The following is a 12,866-nucleotide window of genomic DNA, read 5'->3' as shown; positions in this document are numbered from 1 at the left end:
CGGCGCGGTTCAGGCTCGGACCTGGTCTCGTGGACCGGGCCGGCTCGGTGCCGCGCCCGCCGTCGTGAGGCGGCGCGCGGCGCGGTAGGAGGTCAGGACTTGGACGGCTTGCGCCGGTTGAGGCCGTACGCGAGACCGTCGGCCAGCGCGTTCCAGGAGGCCTCGATGAGGTTGGGGGCCACGCCGACCGTGGTCCACTCGGCTTCGCCATCGCTCATCGAGATGAGGACGCGGGTGACCGCGTCCGTGCCCTTGGAGCCGGCGAGGATGCGGACCTTGAAGTCGGAGAGGGTGAGCTCGGCGAGGCGCGGGTGGCGGGCGGCCAGGGCGCTGCGCAGGGCCGCGTCGAGGGCGTTGACCGGGCCGTTGCCCTGCGCGGTGGCGATCCTGTGCTCAACGGCTTCGCCGTGTTCACCGTTGATGTCCAGGCGGACGGTGGCCTCGGCGACGGTCGCGCCGTTCGGGTCGTGGTCGACGATGACGCGGTAGGTGTCGAGTTTGAACGGCCGGGGCAGGCCGCCTTCCACTTCGTCGCGCACGAGCAGTTCGAAGGACGCGTCGGCGGCCTCGAAGGACCAGCCCTTGGATTCGAGTTCCTTGACGCGCTTGGTGATCCGGTCGAGCGCTTCCTTGTCGCCGGAGAGGTCGATGCCGAGTTCGCGGCCTTTGAGCTCGACGGAGGCGCGGCCGGCCATCTCGGTGACGAGGATGCGCATGTCGTTGCCGACGACGGTGGGGTCGACGTGGTTGTAGAGGGCCGGGTCGGCCTTGATGGCGGAGGCGTGGATGCCGGCCTTGTGGGCGAACGCGGCGTGCCCGGTGTAGGGGGCGTGCTCGTCGGGGATCATGTTGGCGATCTCGGCGATCGCGTGGGAGATGCGGGTGAGCTGCTCGAGGCCGCCGTCGGGGAGGACCTTCATGCCGAGCTTGGTCTCGAGGTTCGCGATGACGCTGAAGAGGTTGGCGTTGCCGGGGCGCTCGCCGTAGCCGTTGGCGGTGCCCTGGACGTGCATGACGCCGGCCTGGACGGCGGCGAGGGTGTTGGCGACGGCGCAGCCGGTGTCGTTCTGGGCGTGCATGCCGAGGCGTACGCGCTCGCGCGGGAGGACCGCTTCGAGGCGGCGGCGCAGTTCGGTGACGGCCTCGGTGATGTCGGAGGGGATGCGGCCGCCGTTGGTGTCGCAGAGGACGACCGCTTCGGCGCCGGCCTCGAGCGCGGTGCGCACGACGAGGGTGGCGTACTCGGGGTCGTGGCGGAAGCCGTCGAAGAAGTGCTCGCAGTCGATGAAGACCTGGCGGTCGTGCTCGCGGCCGGTGCGCACGGAGTCGGCGATCATCGCCAGGTTCTCTTCGGCGGTGGTCTTGAGGGCCTGCTCGACGTGGCGCATGTCGGACTTGGCGACGAGGCAGAGGACGGGGGCGCGGGAGTCGAGGAGGGCCTGGAAGCCGGGGTCCTCGGCGGCGCTGGAGTGGGCGCGGCGGGTCATGCCGAAGGCGACGAGCTTGGCGTGCTTGAAGTTCAGCTCCTCGGCCGCGCGGGCGAAGAACTCCGTGTCCGAGGGGATCGCGCCGGGCCAGCCGCCCTCGATGTAGTCGACGCCGAGCTCGTCGAGGAGTTCGGCGACGGCGAGCTTGTCGGCGACGGAGTAGCGGAGGCCCTCCATCTGCGCGCCGTCACGGAGCGTGGTGTCGAAGACGTGGAAGTCCCCGCCGCTGTTCGCAGGGTCGCTGCCGGTTTGCGGGTCTGGTTGCGTCACTTGGTGCTCCAGGTTTCTATCTCTTTGGTCGGGCCGCTGCGGGGCCCACCTGAACGTTCGTTTGCCCTGAACGAAAAAGACCCCCTGCGGGCAGCAGGAGGTCTGGCGTTCGGCGGCGGCATCTAACGCAGATGCTCCGCGGAACGCCCGCAGCTAATCATGAGCTGGAAGGTCACGAAAAGTAGTATGCCACCGGCCGGTCACCCGAACCACCATTTCCCATATCATGGGATTCAGTGTGTCGTGAGGATTTGTCCCGAAGGCTTGCGCGCCTTGGGTTCTCACCAGTCCGAGCGGAGCGCGCGGCGGCGCTGCCACCACAGGACGAGGGCCGCGCCGCCCGCGAGCGCCGCCGCGCCGGACCCGACGGCGACGCCGACGGCGGCGCCGGTGGTCGGGAGCGCGGCGACCGGGACGGCCTCCTCAGGGGAGGTCTCCGGGACGGCCTCGGAGGCGGTCGCCTCGTTCGAGCTCGGGTCGGACGGGTCTGGGCCGGGCGGCGGCGTGGCCTCGTCCTGGGACTCGGTCAGCCATTCGTGGAAGTGCAGGCTGTCGCCCGGATCCGAGCGGACGGCGAGAACCTCGGCGCCGTCGACGGCGTCGGCGCGTTCGCGCAGGCCGAGGAGGTAGTCCCCCGCCGCGACGAAGCGGAAGTCCCGGTGGCCGGCCTTGTCGTAGACGATCGTCCAGGAGATCGCGGTCGCGCAGTCGGCGAGGGCCACCGGGACGGTCGCCCCGCCGCCGCTCGTGTCGGCCGTGAGGCACTGCCCCGTGGCCTGGTGGACGATCTGGGTATCGCCGAGGTCCTGCATGGGACTGGCCTCGCCGCCGAGCTCCCAGAGGTCGCCGTCGGCGGAGAGCCGGGGGCCGCCGTCGGCGGCGGCCATCGGCAGCTCCGGGTGGTCTTTGAGGAACAGCTTGACCGCGCTGTCGGGGACGGGGTCGGCTTGAGCTGGGGCGGCCGCGGACAGCAGGATCGCGGCTGAGCACGCGGCGGCCTTGAGCATGAGCGTCTTCATCTTGAAATTACACCAAATGAGACAAACTCATATATTTACGCAGGTTGCGGGCGTGGCGGGGCACTCACCCAGTCGGCGGAGGGCCGACGCTCCCGCGGATCTCGCTCGCCGCGACCCCCGCCGCCCGGAGCCGGTCGGCGGCGTCCGTGAGCAGGTCCAGCGTCTCGTCCGCACGGTGGGCCGACAGCGCCTGCTGCAGCCCGATCGAGCCGGCCAGGCACTCCCCCGCCGCGCTCACCATGTCCTCGTAGGCGGCCACGCCCGTCTCCAGGCGCTCCACCATCCGGTCGAGGTTCGCGCCCAACCCGGCGCGCTTCACCTCGGGCGCGATCGCGATCGCCGCTTCGACGTCCTTGACGCCCAACGCGAGCCGGTACAGCTCCTGCCCGGCCTTCGACGCCCCGGCGAGGATCGCGACCGCCTCGTCGTTTCCTTCGAGCCGCTTCGCCATCTGCTCGGCCGCGATCGAGGCCCGCTCCAGGCGCTCGTACGGCTGCAGGGCGCGGCTGCGGCGGAACTGCGCGCGGATGCGCCCGCGCCGGATCGCCTCGGCCGTCTCGCCGAACAGGCCGCGCGCCTCCTTGGACAGCTGCGCGGGGCCGTGCAGCTCCAGGGACGCCCGCTCGGCGGCCGGAATCACCCGTGCGAGGCGCCGGTAGTCGAGCCAGCGGACGACCGCCATCGCCGTCGAGAAGCCCGCGATCGTCACCCAGACGCCGTCGGGCGCACCGAGACCGGCGTAGGGCATGAAGAAGGCGCTGCCGGCGGCAGCGCCTCCCGCTGTCGTGGTCCAGAACTTGGCGGAGGACAACCGGGAGCGCAGGCGCTTCAACGCGCGCTTGCGGTCCTTCGCGTCCACCGGGGGTCCCTCCTGGATCAGCTCTTGGTCTTGTCGGCCTCAGGCTCGGCCGTGCCCTCGTCGTTGCCGAGGGACGCGCGGATGTCCGCGAGGCGGGCGTTCGTGACCGACTCCTTCGACTCGATCGCCGGGCCCGCGGCCTTCCCGCCGGAGAGCTGCTCGCCCTCCAGGGACGCGCGGATCTGGTCCAGGCGCGAGGCGCCGGCCATGTCGCGCGTGGCGCGGTTGACCTCGAGGAGGCGGCCCTCCACCGAGTTCGAGGCGAGCTCGGCGCGGCCCATCGCGGACGCGTAGCGGCCCTCGATCTTGTCGCGGATCTCGTCGAAGTTCGGCACGTTGCCCGGGGCGGCGGTCTGCGACATCGACTCCAGCGAGGACGCGATCGTCTCCTGCATCTTCGCCTGCTCGAGCTGGCCGAGCAGCTTCGTGCGCTCCTGCAGCTTCTGCTGCAGGATCATCTGGTTGTTCTCGACGGCCTTCTTGGCCTGGTCCGCAGCGGTGAGCGCCTGGTCGTGCATCACCTTCATGTCCTCAAGGGACTGTTCGGTGGAGACCAGCTGACCCGCCAGGATCTCGGCGGTGGACTCGAACTGCTGCGCCTTCTGCTCATCGCCGTCGGCGCGCGCCTTGTCCGCCAGCACCAGGGCCTGGCGCGCCTGCGCCTGCAGACGCTCCACTTCGGCCATCGAGCGGTTGAGCTTCATCTCCAACTGGCGCTGGTTCCCGATCACAGAAGCCGCCTGCCCCACCAACGCCTGGTGCTGCTTCTGCGCTTCCTCGATCGCCTGCTGGATCTGGATCTTCGGGTCGGCGTGCTCATCGATCTTCGCACCGAAGAGCGCCATCATGTATTTCCAGCCCTTGACGAACGGATTGGCCATTATCGGGGTCCTTCCGGTGATTGCAACGCCGACATGCTTCTAGTGTCGGGCATCCGCGCCACGTGCGTGGGACAGGGTGACGCCTCAATCGCCAAAACTACATCATGGGTCGGTTTCAGGCCGCCGCGCGGACCACCGAATCGGTCACCTCGCCACGACGGTGCCGGGACCGGACCTGCGCGATGGAAGGGGGCGCGGCCGACAGCGCACGGCGGCGGCGGAGCACCTCTTCCTGCGCCTCTTTGTCCCGGAGCGGCAGCACCGCGACCTGGCGGCCCTGCGGCGTCTCTTCCCCGCGTTCGTGGATCGCGACCTCGCGCGAGACCTCCGCCAGCACCTCGGAGAGGCGCACCTGCAGCGCGCCGCACACCGAGGCGAGCAGCTCGCTCGAGGGCTCCTTGTGGCCGCGCTCGATCTCGGAGAGGTAGCCCAGACTCACGTTGGCCTGCTTCGACACGTCCCGCAGCGTCCGCTTCTGCGCGCGGCGGCGGCGCCGCAGGGTCTCTCCCAGCAGTTCCCGCAACAACACCATAGGATTCTCCTCCGCGCCGCGATAGCTCATATGAGCTTAGGTGGGTCCGGCAAGCCTAGCTCGCCCGGTCCGTTTCGCTCTTCTCTGTTTTGAATGCTTTCCAGAGGTAATCCATTCCCGTCGCCACGGTGAGAACCAGCGCGGCCCCCATCAGCCACGGGCCCACCGCGTCCATCGGCGACGGCCACGGCCACAGGTACCAGGCCACGGCCGTGATCTGCAGGACCGTCTTGAGCTTCCCGCCCCGGTCCGCCGCGATCACCTTCCGCCGCAGCACCGCCACCCGCAGCGCCGTGATCCCCAGTTCCCGCACGAGGATGACCACGGTCACCCACCAGGGGATCTGGTCGTAATAGCTCAGCAGGACCAGCGACGTGCCGATGAGGACCTTGTCCGCGATCGGGTCCGCGAGCTTCCCGAAATCCGTGACGAGCCCGCGCGAGCGCGCCAGCCAGCCGTCCACGAAGTCCGTCGCCGAGATGAACACGAACAGCGCGCACGCGGCCATCCGCCAACCCGAGTGCTCCATCCCCGAAAGGACCACGAACACCGCGAAGACCGGCACCAGGAAGATCCGGGCCACCGTCACCACGTTCGCGATGTTCCACGGCGAGACCGGCCTCTCCTCAGTGGTCACCAGGCCTCCTCGACGATCTCCGCCACGAGGTCGACGCCGTTCGAGTCGATCACCTTCGCGGTCACGAAATCGCCGACCTCGAGACCGTCGACCTCGCCCACCAGGGCGATCGTGCCGTCGACCTCGGGGGCCTGGTGCGCGCCGCGCCCGTCCACGCCGTCGTCCTCCACGGACTCGACGAGGACCTGCATGACCTCGCCGACGCGGTCGGCGGCGCGCTGGCTCACCAGCTCGTCGACGAGCATCGAGACGCGGGTGTGGCGCTCGGAGACGACGTCCTCGTCCACGTGGCCGTCGAGGGCGACCGCTTCGGTGCCGTCCTCGTCGGAGTAGGCGAACACGCCCGTGGAGTCGAGGCGGGCCTCTTCGAGGAAGCCCATGAGCTCCTCGACGTCCTCCTCGGTCTCGCCGGGGAAGCCGACGATGACGTTGGTGCGGGCCCCGGCGAGCGGGGCGACGTCGCGGATCTGCTTGAGCAGGGCCAGGAAGTTCTCGGTCGAGCCGAAGCGGCGCATCCGGCGCAGCACCTTCGCGGACGAGTGCTGGAACGAGAGGTCGAAGTACGGCACGACTTTCTCGGTGCGGTGCATCGCCTCGATGAGGCTCGGGCGCAGCTCGGCCGGCTGCAGGTAGGAGAGGCGGATCCACTCGATGCCGTCGATGGCGGCCATGTTCTCGAGCAGGTGCTCGAGCGCCTGGGAGTCCGCGAGGTCCTTGCCGTAAGAGGTCGTGTTCTCGGAGACGAGGTTGAGCTCCTTGACGCCCTCGGAGGCGAGCCACGCGGCCTCGGCCAGGATCTCCTCGGGGGTGCGGGAGACGAACGACCCGCGGAAGGACGGGATCGCGCAGAAGGTGCAGCGGCGGTCGCAGCCGGACGCGAGCTTGAGGTTCGCGACGGGGCCGTCGGTGAGGCGCTTGCGCACGACCGCGAGGTGCTGCGGGGCACCGGCACCGAGGTGGGCGGCGTCCGCCTGGGCGGCCCGCGAGTGGCCGGGGACGACGGCGGCGGCGCTCTGGCGCGCGGCCGGGGCCAGCGGCAGGAGCTTGCGGCGGTCCGAGGGCTGGTGGGACTCGACCGTGCGCCCGGCGAGGATGTCGTCGAGGCGGGCGGCCATGTCCGGGTAGTGGTCGAAGCCGAGCACGGCGTCGGCCTCGGGGAGGCTCTCGGCGAGCTCGCGGCCGTAGCGCTCGGCCATGCAGCCGGTCGCGACGACCTTCGCGCCGGTCGAGGAGGCGTCGAGAAGGACGTCGATGGACTCGGTCTTGGCCTGCTCGATGAAACCGCAGGTGTTGACCATGACGACGTCGGCGTTCTCGCCGTCGTCGCTGATGCGCCAACCGCCGGCGGCGAGGCGGGCGGCCAGCTCCTCGGAGTCGGTCTCGTTGCGGGCGCAGCCGAGGGTCAGGAGCGCGACGCTCTTGCCGGCTTCGCGTGCGGTCGAATCCTCGGAACGGGTCGAATGAGCTGCAGACACCAGGAAAGCGTACCTACCGGCGGGGCGCGAATGCCCCCGGCGGCGGGGCGGGCCACAGTGACACTGGTCGACATGGGGACTGACGCCGTGAGCGGACTTGCCTACCGTGCGCCGATCGGGTCGTTATAGGCGATTACGGAGCGGACAATCCGACCTATTCACGGTGGGTCTGGGCAGGGGCAACAGTGGATCACCGCCCGTGGCCGCCATACCCTAGGCTTGTCCCATGTCCCCCAAAGACATCGCCCCAGCCCATCACCGTGCCCTCCGCCGCTCCGTCCTCGCACTCGGCGCCACCGCCGCGGTGCTGGCGGTCGCCGCGTGCGGCGCCCCGCCCACCGGCACGCTGCACACGCGCGCCGGCTACGCGCTCTCGAGCGACGAGATCCCGGTCTCGGTGTGCCCCGCCGACGACGAGTCGCGGTTCGCCGGCGACGAAGGCCTCCTCCTGGGCGCGCACTTCGCGCTCCGCGTCGAGTGCGTCGCGTCCTTCGACGCCCTGCCCGAGGGCTTCCAGCTCGACTACCTGTTCGGCGAGCAGGCGAACCTGTACTCGCCCGAGCCCGGGTACGAGTTCACCCTCGTCCAGTTCGCGCCCGACCCCGGGGCCACGGCCCCGTACACCGCCGAGGCCGGCGAGCTCTCCGCGACGCTGAAGATCGGCGACCGCGCGTGGGACTTCGACGGCGAGGTGCCCGCCCCCGGCGAGGTCTTCTTCACCGTCGCGAAGAAGGACGCCCCGATCACCCTCGAAGTGGTCGACGCCGAGCGCACGCAGACCATGGACCTGCGCGAACGCACCCGCGAAGGGCTCATCCAGGCGCTCTACACCGGCACGACCGCGGTCGACACCGAGATGGTGGAAGGCTCGGTCGACGGCTACACGACCAAGGGCAGCTACGAGTACTGGTTCGACGACTGGGTCTACCAGACCCAGTTCTCCCTGACCCGCGAGGTGTTCCAGCCCGGCACGGGCTGGGTCGCCGAACCGGACCGGGCGCTCCTGACGATCGAGTTCGGGTGGCTCCAGTCGGCCAGCGGCCTCGAATGGGGCATCGACCTCGACGACGCCCTGAAGGTCGCGGGCCCCGACGGCGCCGCGCTCACGGCCCTCAGCGCCGACCACGCGGACGAGGACCTGAGCAACGGCGTCTGGCGCACGTTCACCCTCACGTACGACGTGCCCGCGGACGCCCTCGCGTTCACCCTGAACTTCCACCCGAAGGGCCCGGTCAAGTGGCCCGAGGAGGACATCTCGCTGCCGATCACCGGCGACAAGAACCACGAGATCGCCGTCAGCTTCGAATAGCGAACGTGAAAGGGCCGGTCCGCGGACCGGCCCTTTCACGTTCGTTCAGCCCTGCAGCGAGGCGATGACGCCGTCCAGTTCCTCGGGCTTGACCAGCACGTCGCGGGCCTTCGTGCCCTCCGAGGGCCCGACCACGCCGCGCGTCTCCATGAGGTCCATGAGCCGCCCGGCCTTCGCGAACCCGACGCGCAGCTTGCGCTGCAGCATCGAGGTCGAACCGAACTGCGTGGTCACGACCTGCTCGATCGCCTGGATGAGCAGCTCCAGGTCGTCCCCGATGTCCGGGTCGATCTCGCGGGTCGAGCCCGGGGTCGCGGTGACCTCTTCGATGAACTGCGGCTCCATCTGGGATTTCACATGTTCCACGACCGCCTCGATCTCGGCGTCGCTGACCCACGCGCCCTGGATGCGCTCGGGCTTGGACGCCCCCATCGGCAGGAAGAGCCCGTCGCCGCGGCCGACCAGCTTCTCCGCCCCGGGCTGGTCGAGAATGACCCGGGAATCGGCGAGCGAGGAGGTCGAGAACGCGAGTCGCGAAGGGACGTTGGCCTTGATGAGGCCGGTGACGACGTCCACTGAGGGCCGCTGCGTGGCGAGCACCAGGTGGATGCCGGCCGCGCGGGCCAGCTGGGTGATGCGGACGACCGACTCCTCGACGTCCCTGGCCGCGACCATCATGAGGTCCGCCAGCTCGTCCACGATCACCAGCAGGTACGGGTGCGGGCGCAGCTCGCGGCCCGAGGCCGGGTCGGTCTTCAGCTCGCCCGAGCGCACCTTCCGGTTGAAGTCGTCCACATGGCGCACACCGGCCTTCGCGAGGTCCTCGTAGCGCATGTCCATCTCTTTGACCACCCACTGGAGGGCGTCGGACGCCTTCTTCGGATTGGTGACGATGGGATGGACGAGGTGCGGCACGCCCTCGTAGTTGGTGAGCTCGACCCGCTTGGGGTCGATGAGCAGCAGCCGCACCTGCTCAGGCGTGGCCCGGACCAGCATCGACACGAGCAGAGTATTGATGAGGCTCGATTTGCCCGAGCCCGTGGCGCCGGCGACCAAGAGGTGCGGGGTCTTCGTCAGGTTGGTGAGGACGTAGCCGCCCTCGACGTCCTTGCCCAGGCCGACGATCATCGGGTGGGCGTCCGATTGCGCCAGCGGCGAGCGCAGGACATCGCCGAGCGCCACGTCGTCGCGGTCCGTATTGGGGATCTCGACGCCGACCGCGCTCTTGCCCGGGATCGGGTTGATGATGCGGATGTCGGAGCTCTTGACGGCGTAGGCGATGTTCTTCGAGAGCTGGATGATCCGCTCGACCTTCACCGCCGGCCCCAGCTCGACCTCGTAGCGGGTCACGGTCGGACCGCGCGTGAACCCGGTGACCGCCGCGTCCACTTGGAACTGCGCGAACACCTCCTGGAGCGCGGCGATGACCGAGTCGTTGGCCTTGGAACGCTTCTTGGCGGTCGGGCCGACCGGGAGCAGGTCCATCGACGGGAGCCGGTAGTCGCCGTCCATGGCCGCGCCGCCGTCCGACAGGGTCGGCTGCTCGATGCGCTTGGGCGGCGGCGAGTGCTTCGGCGGTTCGCGCACCGGCTCGGGCTCGGCTATCGGGGTCGAGTCGCGGGCCGCGACGTGCTCGGAGTTGAGCTCCGGGACCTCCTCGGGGGCGAGGCGCGGCAGGACGGTCGTCGCGCGGTGGACCCGGCGGGCCTCTTCCTCCTTGAGCCGCTTCGCCTCGCGGCTCTCGGCGCGGGTCTTGCGGGAGGCGGGCTCCTCGCCCTCCTCGTCGTCGTCCTCATAGGCGTCGACCCGGCCGGTCGCCAGGTCCCAGAGGCGGCCGAGCTTGTACGGCACCTGGTTCAGCGGCGTCGCCGTCACCACCAGCACCCCGAAGAGCAGCAGCAGGATCAGCAGCGGGAACGCCACGTACGCCGAGACGCCCAGCGCGAGGCCGCCGCCCACGATCCAGCCGATCTGGCCGCCCGCGACCATGCGCTCGCCCATATCGGACGGCAGGCCCGAGATCAGATGCAGCAGACCGAGACTCGAGAGCCAGATCGAGGTCCAGCCGACGAGCGAGCGGCCGTGCGCGTCCTCCGGCGGCACCTGCCGCATGACCCGCAGTCCCCACAGGACCAGCAGGACCGGCAGCGCGCGGGTGGCGAGGCCCAGCAGCCAGTCGAGGATGAACGCGAGGCGCTCCCCGATCGGCCCGGCCACGTCGAACCAGACCGCGCAGGCCAGGACGATCGCGATGGCGATGAGGAAGAGCCCGAGGCCGTCTCGACGGTGCGCGGGATCGATGTCGCGGGCCGTGGCGGCCTCCTTGCCGACGGAACGGGCCATCCAGCCCGTAGAGCGGGCGGTGCCGACCCACAGGCCGCGCAGGCCGAGGCCGAGCGCTTCGAGCGGCCCGGGGACCGCGTCCATGCCTTTGCGCTTCGCGGCCGGCGTCTTTCTCGAGCTCTGCTTGGCGGCGCGCTTGGCGGTGGTCTTCTTGGCGGCCGTCTTCTTCGAGCTCTGTTTGGCCGCCTTGCGGGGGGCGGGCTTCGCAGGCGATTTGGCGGCGGAGGTCGGCTTGCGGCGCGCCGCGGGTGCACTGCTCTTGCGGACCGTGCCCCCCTTGCGGGCGCCGCCCGAACTGCCGCTCGTCCTGGCCATCATGCCCCATACGTTACCGCCCTCATGCCGAGCGGAGTCGGACCGAAGGCAACCATGAAAACGGTTAATGTGACGGCATGTCGAAAACGATTCTGGTGACCGGCGCGGGCCGCGGACTCGGGCGCACCCTGGCCGAGCAGCTCACCGCGCGCGGCGACAAGGTGATCGCGCACGCGCGCAGCGAGTCCGCACTGGATGGCGTGCCGCATGACCGGAAGCTCGTGGTCGACCTGGCCGAACCGGCAGCGATCGCGGACGCGGTGGCCGCGCTCGGCCTCGAACGGCTCGACGGCGTGATCCACAATGCCGGCATCGCCCACATCGGCCTCATCGCAGACCAGCCGCTCGAGCACTGGGAGCGGACGCTCGCGATCAACGTGACCGCCCCGGCCGAACTGACCCGGGTCCTGCTCCCGGCCCTGCGCGCGGCGCGCGGCCACGTCGTCTTCGTCAACTCGGGCGCGGGCCTCAGTGCCGGACCGAAGTGGAGCTCGTACGCCGCGAGTAAGCACGCGCTGAAGGCGCTGGCGGATGCGCTGCGCGGCGAGGAGCAGCCGAACGGTGTGCGGGTCACCAGCGTGTACCCCTCGCATTTCGCGACCGACATGCAGCGCAGCGTGCGCGAGCAGTACGACGCGGACTACGACCCGTCGCGCGCCACGAGCCCGGAGTCGATCGCGCAGACCATCATCGGCCTCCTCGACACCCCAGAGGACATGGTCGTCAACGAACTCCGCATCGAGCCCCCGAACCCGCTCCCGATCCGCGCGAGAAACTGACAAATCCCGCTTTAAGCTGATAAATCCCCCTTAAGGGACCCCTGGCACAAAAATAGCGCGAGGGACTGACACTGCACGGACTCCCAGGTCGGGGCCGCACCCGCCGGACACTTGAGACACGCTCGTGAATTGCGGGGACCCCTTAGGATGCTTCCGGATGCCCCTGTCCGAAACGACAACTCACGTTAGGTGTGATCCTTCCCTTGAGTGACAACGCTGCCCAGCAGCCTCATTACTCCTCGCAGCCCCCGCCCCACCCCCAGGCGAGCCAGCCGCAGCAGCCCGCCTTCCAGCAGCTCCTCCCGAGCGGCCCGGACCGCCCGACCCCCATCGGCCTCGGTCTCGCCGGCGCCGGCCTGCTGCTCCTCGCCGTCGGCTCCCTGATCCCCCAGATCTCGCTCGGCGGCAGCGACGCCGACGAAATGGGCGGCTTCGGGATCGACACCGCCGGCGTCGGCCTGCCCGGCCTCGCCCCCGCGCTCGTCCTCATCGTCCTCGTCGGCTGGGCCGCCGCCGGCGTCAAGCCCGGCCTCCAGTGGGCCGCGAAGCTCGGCGGCATCGGCCTCGCCGCGATCACCGCGGCCGCCGCGCTCCACCCCGTCATCGAGCTCAACGGCGCCTTCGGGAACGACGCATGGGAGGACGTCGACATCGAGGCCAGCGCCGGCGGGGGCATCTGGCTCTACATCCTCGCCGCAGCGCTCCTGGCGGTCAGCATCTTCCTGATGCGCTGGAGCCCACCGAAGCAGCCCGCCCAGCCGCAGTACGCGCCGCAGCCGTACCAGCAGCACCCGCCGCAGACCACGCAGTTGAACGTGCAGCAGGCGCCCCCGCAGCAGCCCGGCAACGGCTGGCCGGGGCACAACCCCCAGCAGTAGCAAGCAGAAAGCGGCGGGGGGGGGGCCCGCGGGGGGGGGGCCCCCCGCGGGGCGGGGGGGGGGGGGGCGGGGCGGGGGGGGA

The 12,866-nt window shown here is 70.3% G+C and carries 11 protein-coding genes; 3 read left to right on the top strand and 8 right to left on the bottom strand.

What is annotated here, in order from left to right; translation table 11 throughout:
• Positions 1-92 precede the first annotated feature (92 nt).
• The 7 genes from cimA to rimO form a co-directional block, all read right to left on the bottom strand.
• On the bottom strand, positions 93-1,757 hold the full coding sequence (gene cimA, locus O2L01_RS20175; RefSeq protein ID WP_270123835.1) for a citramalate synthase: 1,665 nt from the start codon (positions 1,755-1,757) through the stop codon (positions 93-95).
• A gap of 281 nt (positions 1,758-2,038) precedes the next feature.
• On the bottom strand, positions 2,039-2,776 hold the full coding sequence (locus O2L01_RS20170; RefSeq protein ID WP_270123834.1) for a hypothetical protein: 738 nt from the start codon (positions 2,774-2,776) through the stop codon (positions 2,039-2,041).
• A gap of 64 nt (positions 2,777-2,840) precedes the next feature.
• Positions 2,841-3,635 carry a phage shock envelope stress response protein PspM gene (gene pspM / locus O2L01_RS20165; protein ID WP_270123833.1) on the bottom strand — a complete coding sequence of 265 codons (795 nt, stop codon included), beginning with the start codon at positions 3,633-3,635 and terminating at the stop codon, positions 2,841-2,843.
• A gap of 17 nt (positions 3,636-3,652) precedes the next feature.
• Complete coding sequence (locus tag O2L01_RS20160; protein WP_270123832.1) at positions 3,653-4,516, bottom strand: PspA/IM30 family protein; 864 nt, start codon at positions 4,514-4,516, stop codon at positions 3,653-3,655.
• A 115-nt stretch (positions 4,517-4,631) separates the two neighbouring features.
• Positions 4,632-5,048, bottom strand: a complete 417-nt coding sequence (locus O2L01_RS20155; protein ID WP_270123831.1) for a helix-turn-helix domain-containing protein — start codon at positions 5,046-5,048, stop codon at positions 4,632-4,634.
• A gap of 55 nt (positions 5,049-5,103) precedes the next feature.
• Entirely contained in the window at positions 5,104-5,688 is a 585-nt protein-coding gene (gene pgsA / locus O2L01_RS20150) for a CDP-diacylglycerol--glycerol-3-phosphate 3-phosphatidyltransferase (RefSeq protein WP_374727677.1), read from the bottom strand.
• Entirely contained in the window at positions 5,682-7,163 is a 1,482-nt protein-coding gene (gene rimO, locus O2L01_RS20145; RefSeq protein ID WP_374727676.1) for a 30S ribosomal protein S12 methylthiotransferase RimO, read from the bottom strand. Before rimO ends, pgsA begins: the two co-directional genes overlap by 7 nt.
• Before the next feature lie 223 nt (positions 7,164-7,386).
• Between rimO and O2L01_RS20140 the strand changes: the two genes are divergently transcribed.
• Positions 7,387-8,469 carry a hypothetical protein gene (locus tag O2L01_RS20140; protein WP_270123828.1) on the top strand — a complete coding sequence of 361 codons (1,083 nt, stop codon included), beginning with the start codon at positions 7,387-7,389 and terminating at the stop codon, positions 8,467-8,469.
• Between the two features lie 45 nt (positions 8,470-8,514).
• On the opposite strand, the gene O2L01_RS20135 is transcribed toward O2L01_RS20140, so the two are convergent.
• A complete protein-coding gene (locus O2L01_RS20135) occupies positions 8,515-11,130 on the bottom strand; it encodes an FtsK/SpoIIIE family DNA translocase (protein WP_270123827.1) in 2,616 nt (871 codons plus the stop codon).
• A 74-nt stretch (positions 11,131-11,204) separates the two neighbouring features.
• Here O2L01_RS20135 and O2L01_RS20130 point away from each other — a divergent pair, with 74 nt between their 5' ends.
• On the top strand, positions 11,205-11,906 hold the full coding sequence (locus O2L01_RS20130; RefSeq protein WP_270123826.1) for an SDR family oxidoreductase: 702 nt from the start codon (positions 11,205-11,207) through the stop codon (positions 11,904-11,906).
• Between the two features lie 203 nt (positions 11,907-12,109).
• Entirely contained in the window at positions 12,110-12,784 is a 675-nt protein-coding gene (locus O2L01_RS20125; RefSeq protein ID WP_270123825.1) for a hypothetical protein, read from the top strand.
• Positions 12,785-12,866 lie beyond the last annotated feature (82 nt).

The sequence above is a fragment of the Glycomyces lechevalierae genome, assembly GCF_027622945.1.
GTDB classification, from domain to species: domain Bacteria; phylum Actinomycetota; class Actinomycetes; order Mycobacteriales; family Micromonosporaceae; genus Glycomyces; species Glycomyces rutgersensis.
Note: the sequence above shows the minus strand (reverse complement) of the source record. Positions and strands in the feature narration are given on the sequence as shown.

What these genes read in the sequence shown, in the direction of transcription:
- O2L01_RS20130 (WP_270123826.1), top strand. Translation starts at nt 11,205, where the DNA reads ATGTCGAAAACGATTCTGGTGACCGGCGCGGGCCGCGGACTCGGGCGC.
- O2L01_RS20160 (WP_270123832.1), bottom strand. Translation starts at nt 4,516, where the DNA reads ATGGCCAATCCGTTCGTCAAGGGCTGGAAATACATGATGGCGCTCTTC.
- O2L01_RS20135 (WP_270123827.1), bottom strand. Translation starts at nt 11,130, where the DNA reads ATGATGGCCAGGACGAGCGGCAGTTCGGGCGGCGCCCGCAAGGGGGGC.
- O2L01_RS20140 (WP_270123828.1), top strand. Translation starts at nt 7,387, where the DNA reads ATGTCCCCCAAAGACATCGCCCCAGCCCATCACCGTGCCCTCCGCCGC.
- O2L01_RS20155 (WP_270123831.1), bottom strand. Translation starts at nt 5,048, where the DNA reads ATGGTGTTGTTGCGGGAACTGCTGGGAGAGACCCTGCGGCGCCGCCGC.
- O2L01_RS20170 (WP_270123834.1), bottom strand. Translation starts at nt 2,776, where the DNA reads ATGAAGACGCTCATGCTCAAGGCCGCCGCGTGCTCAGCCGCGATCCTG.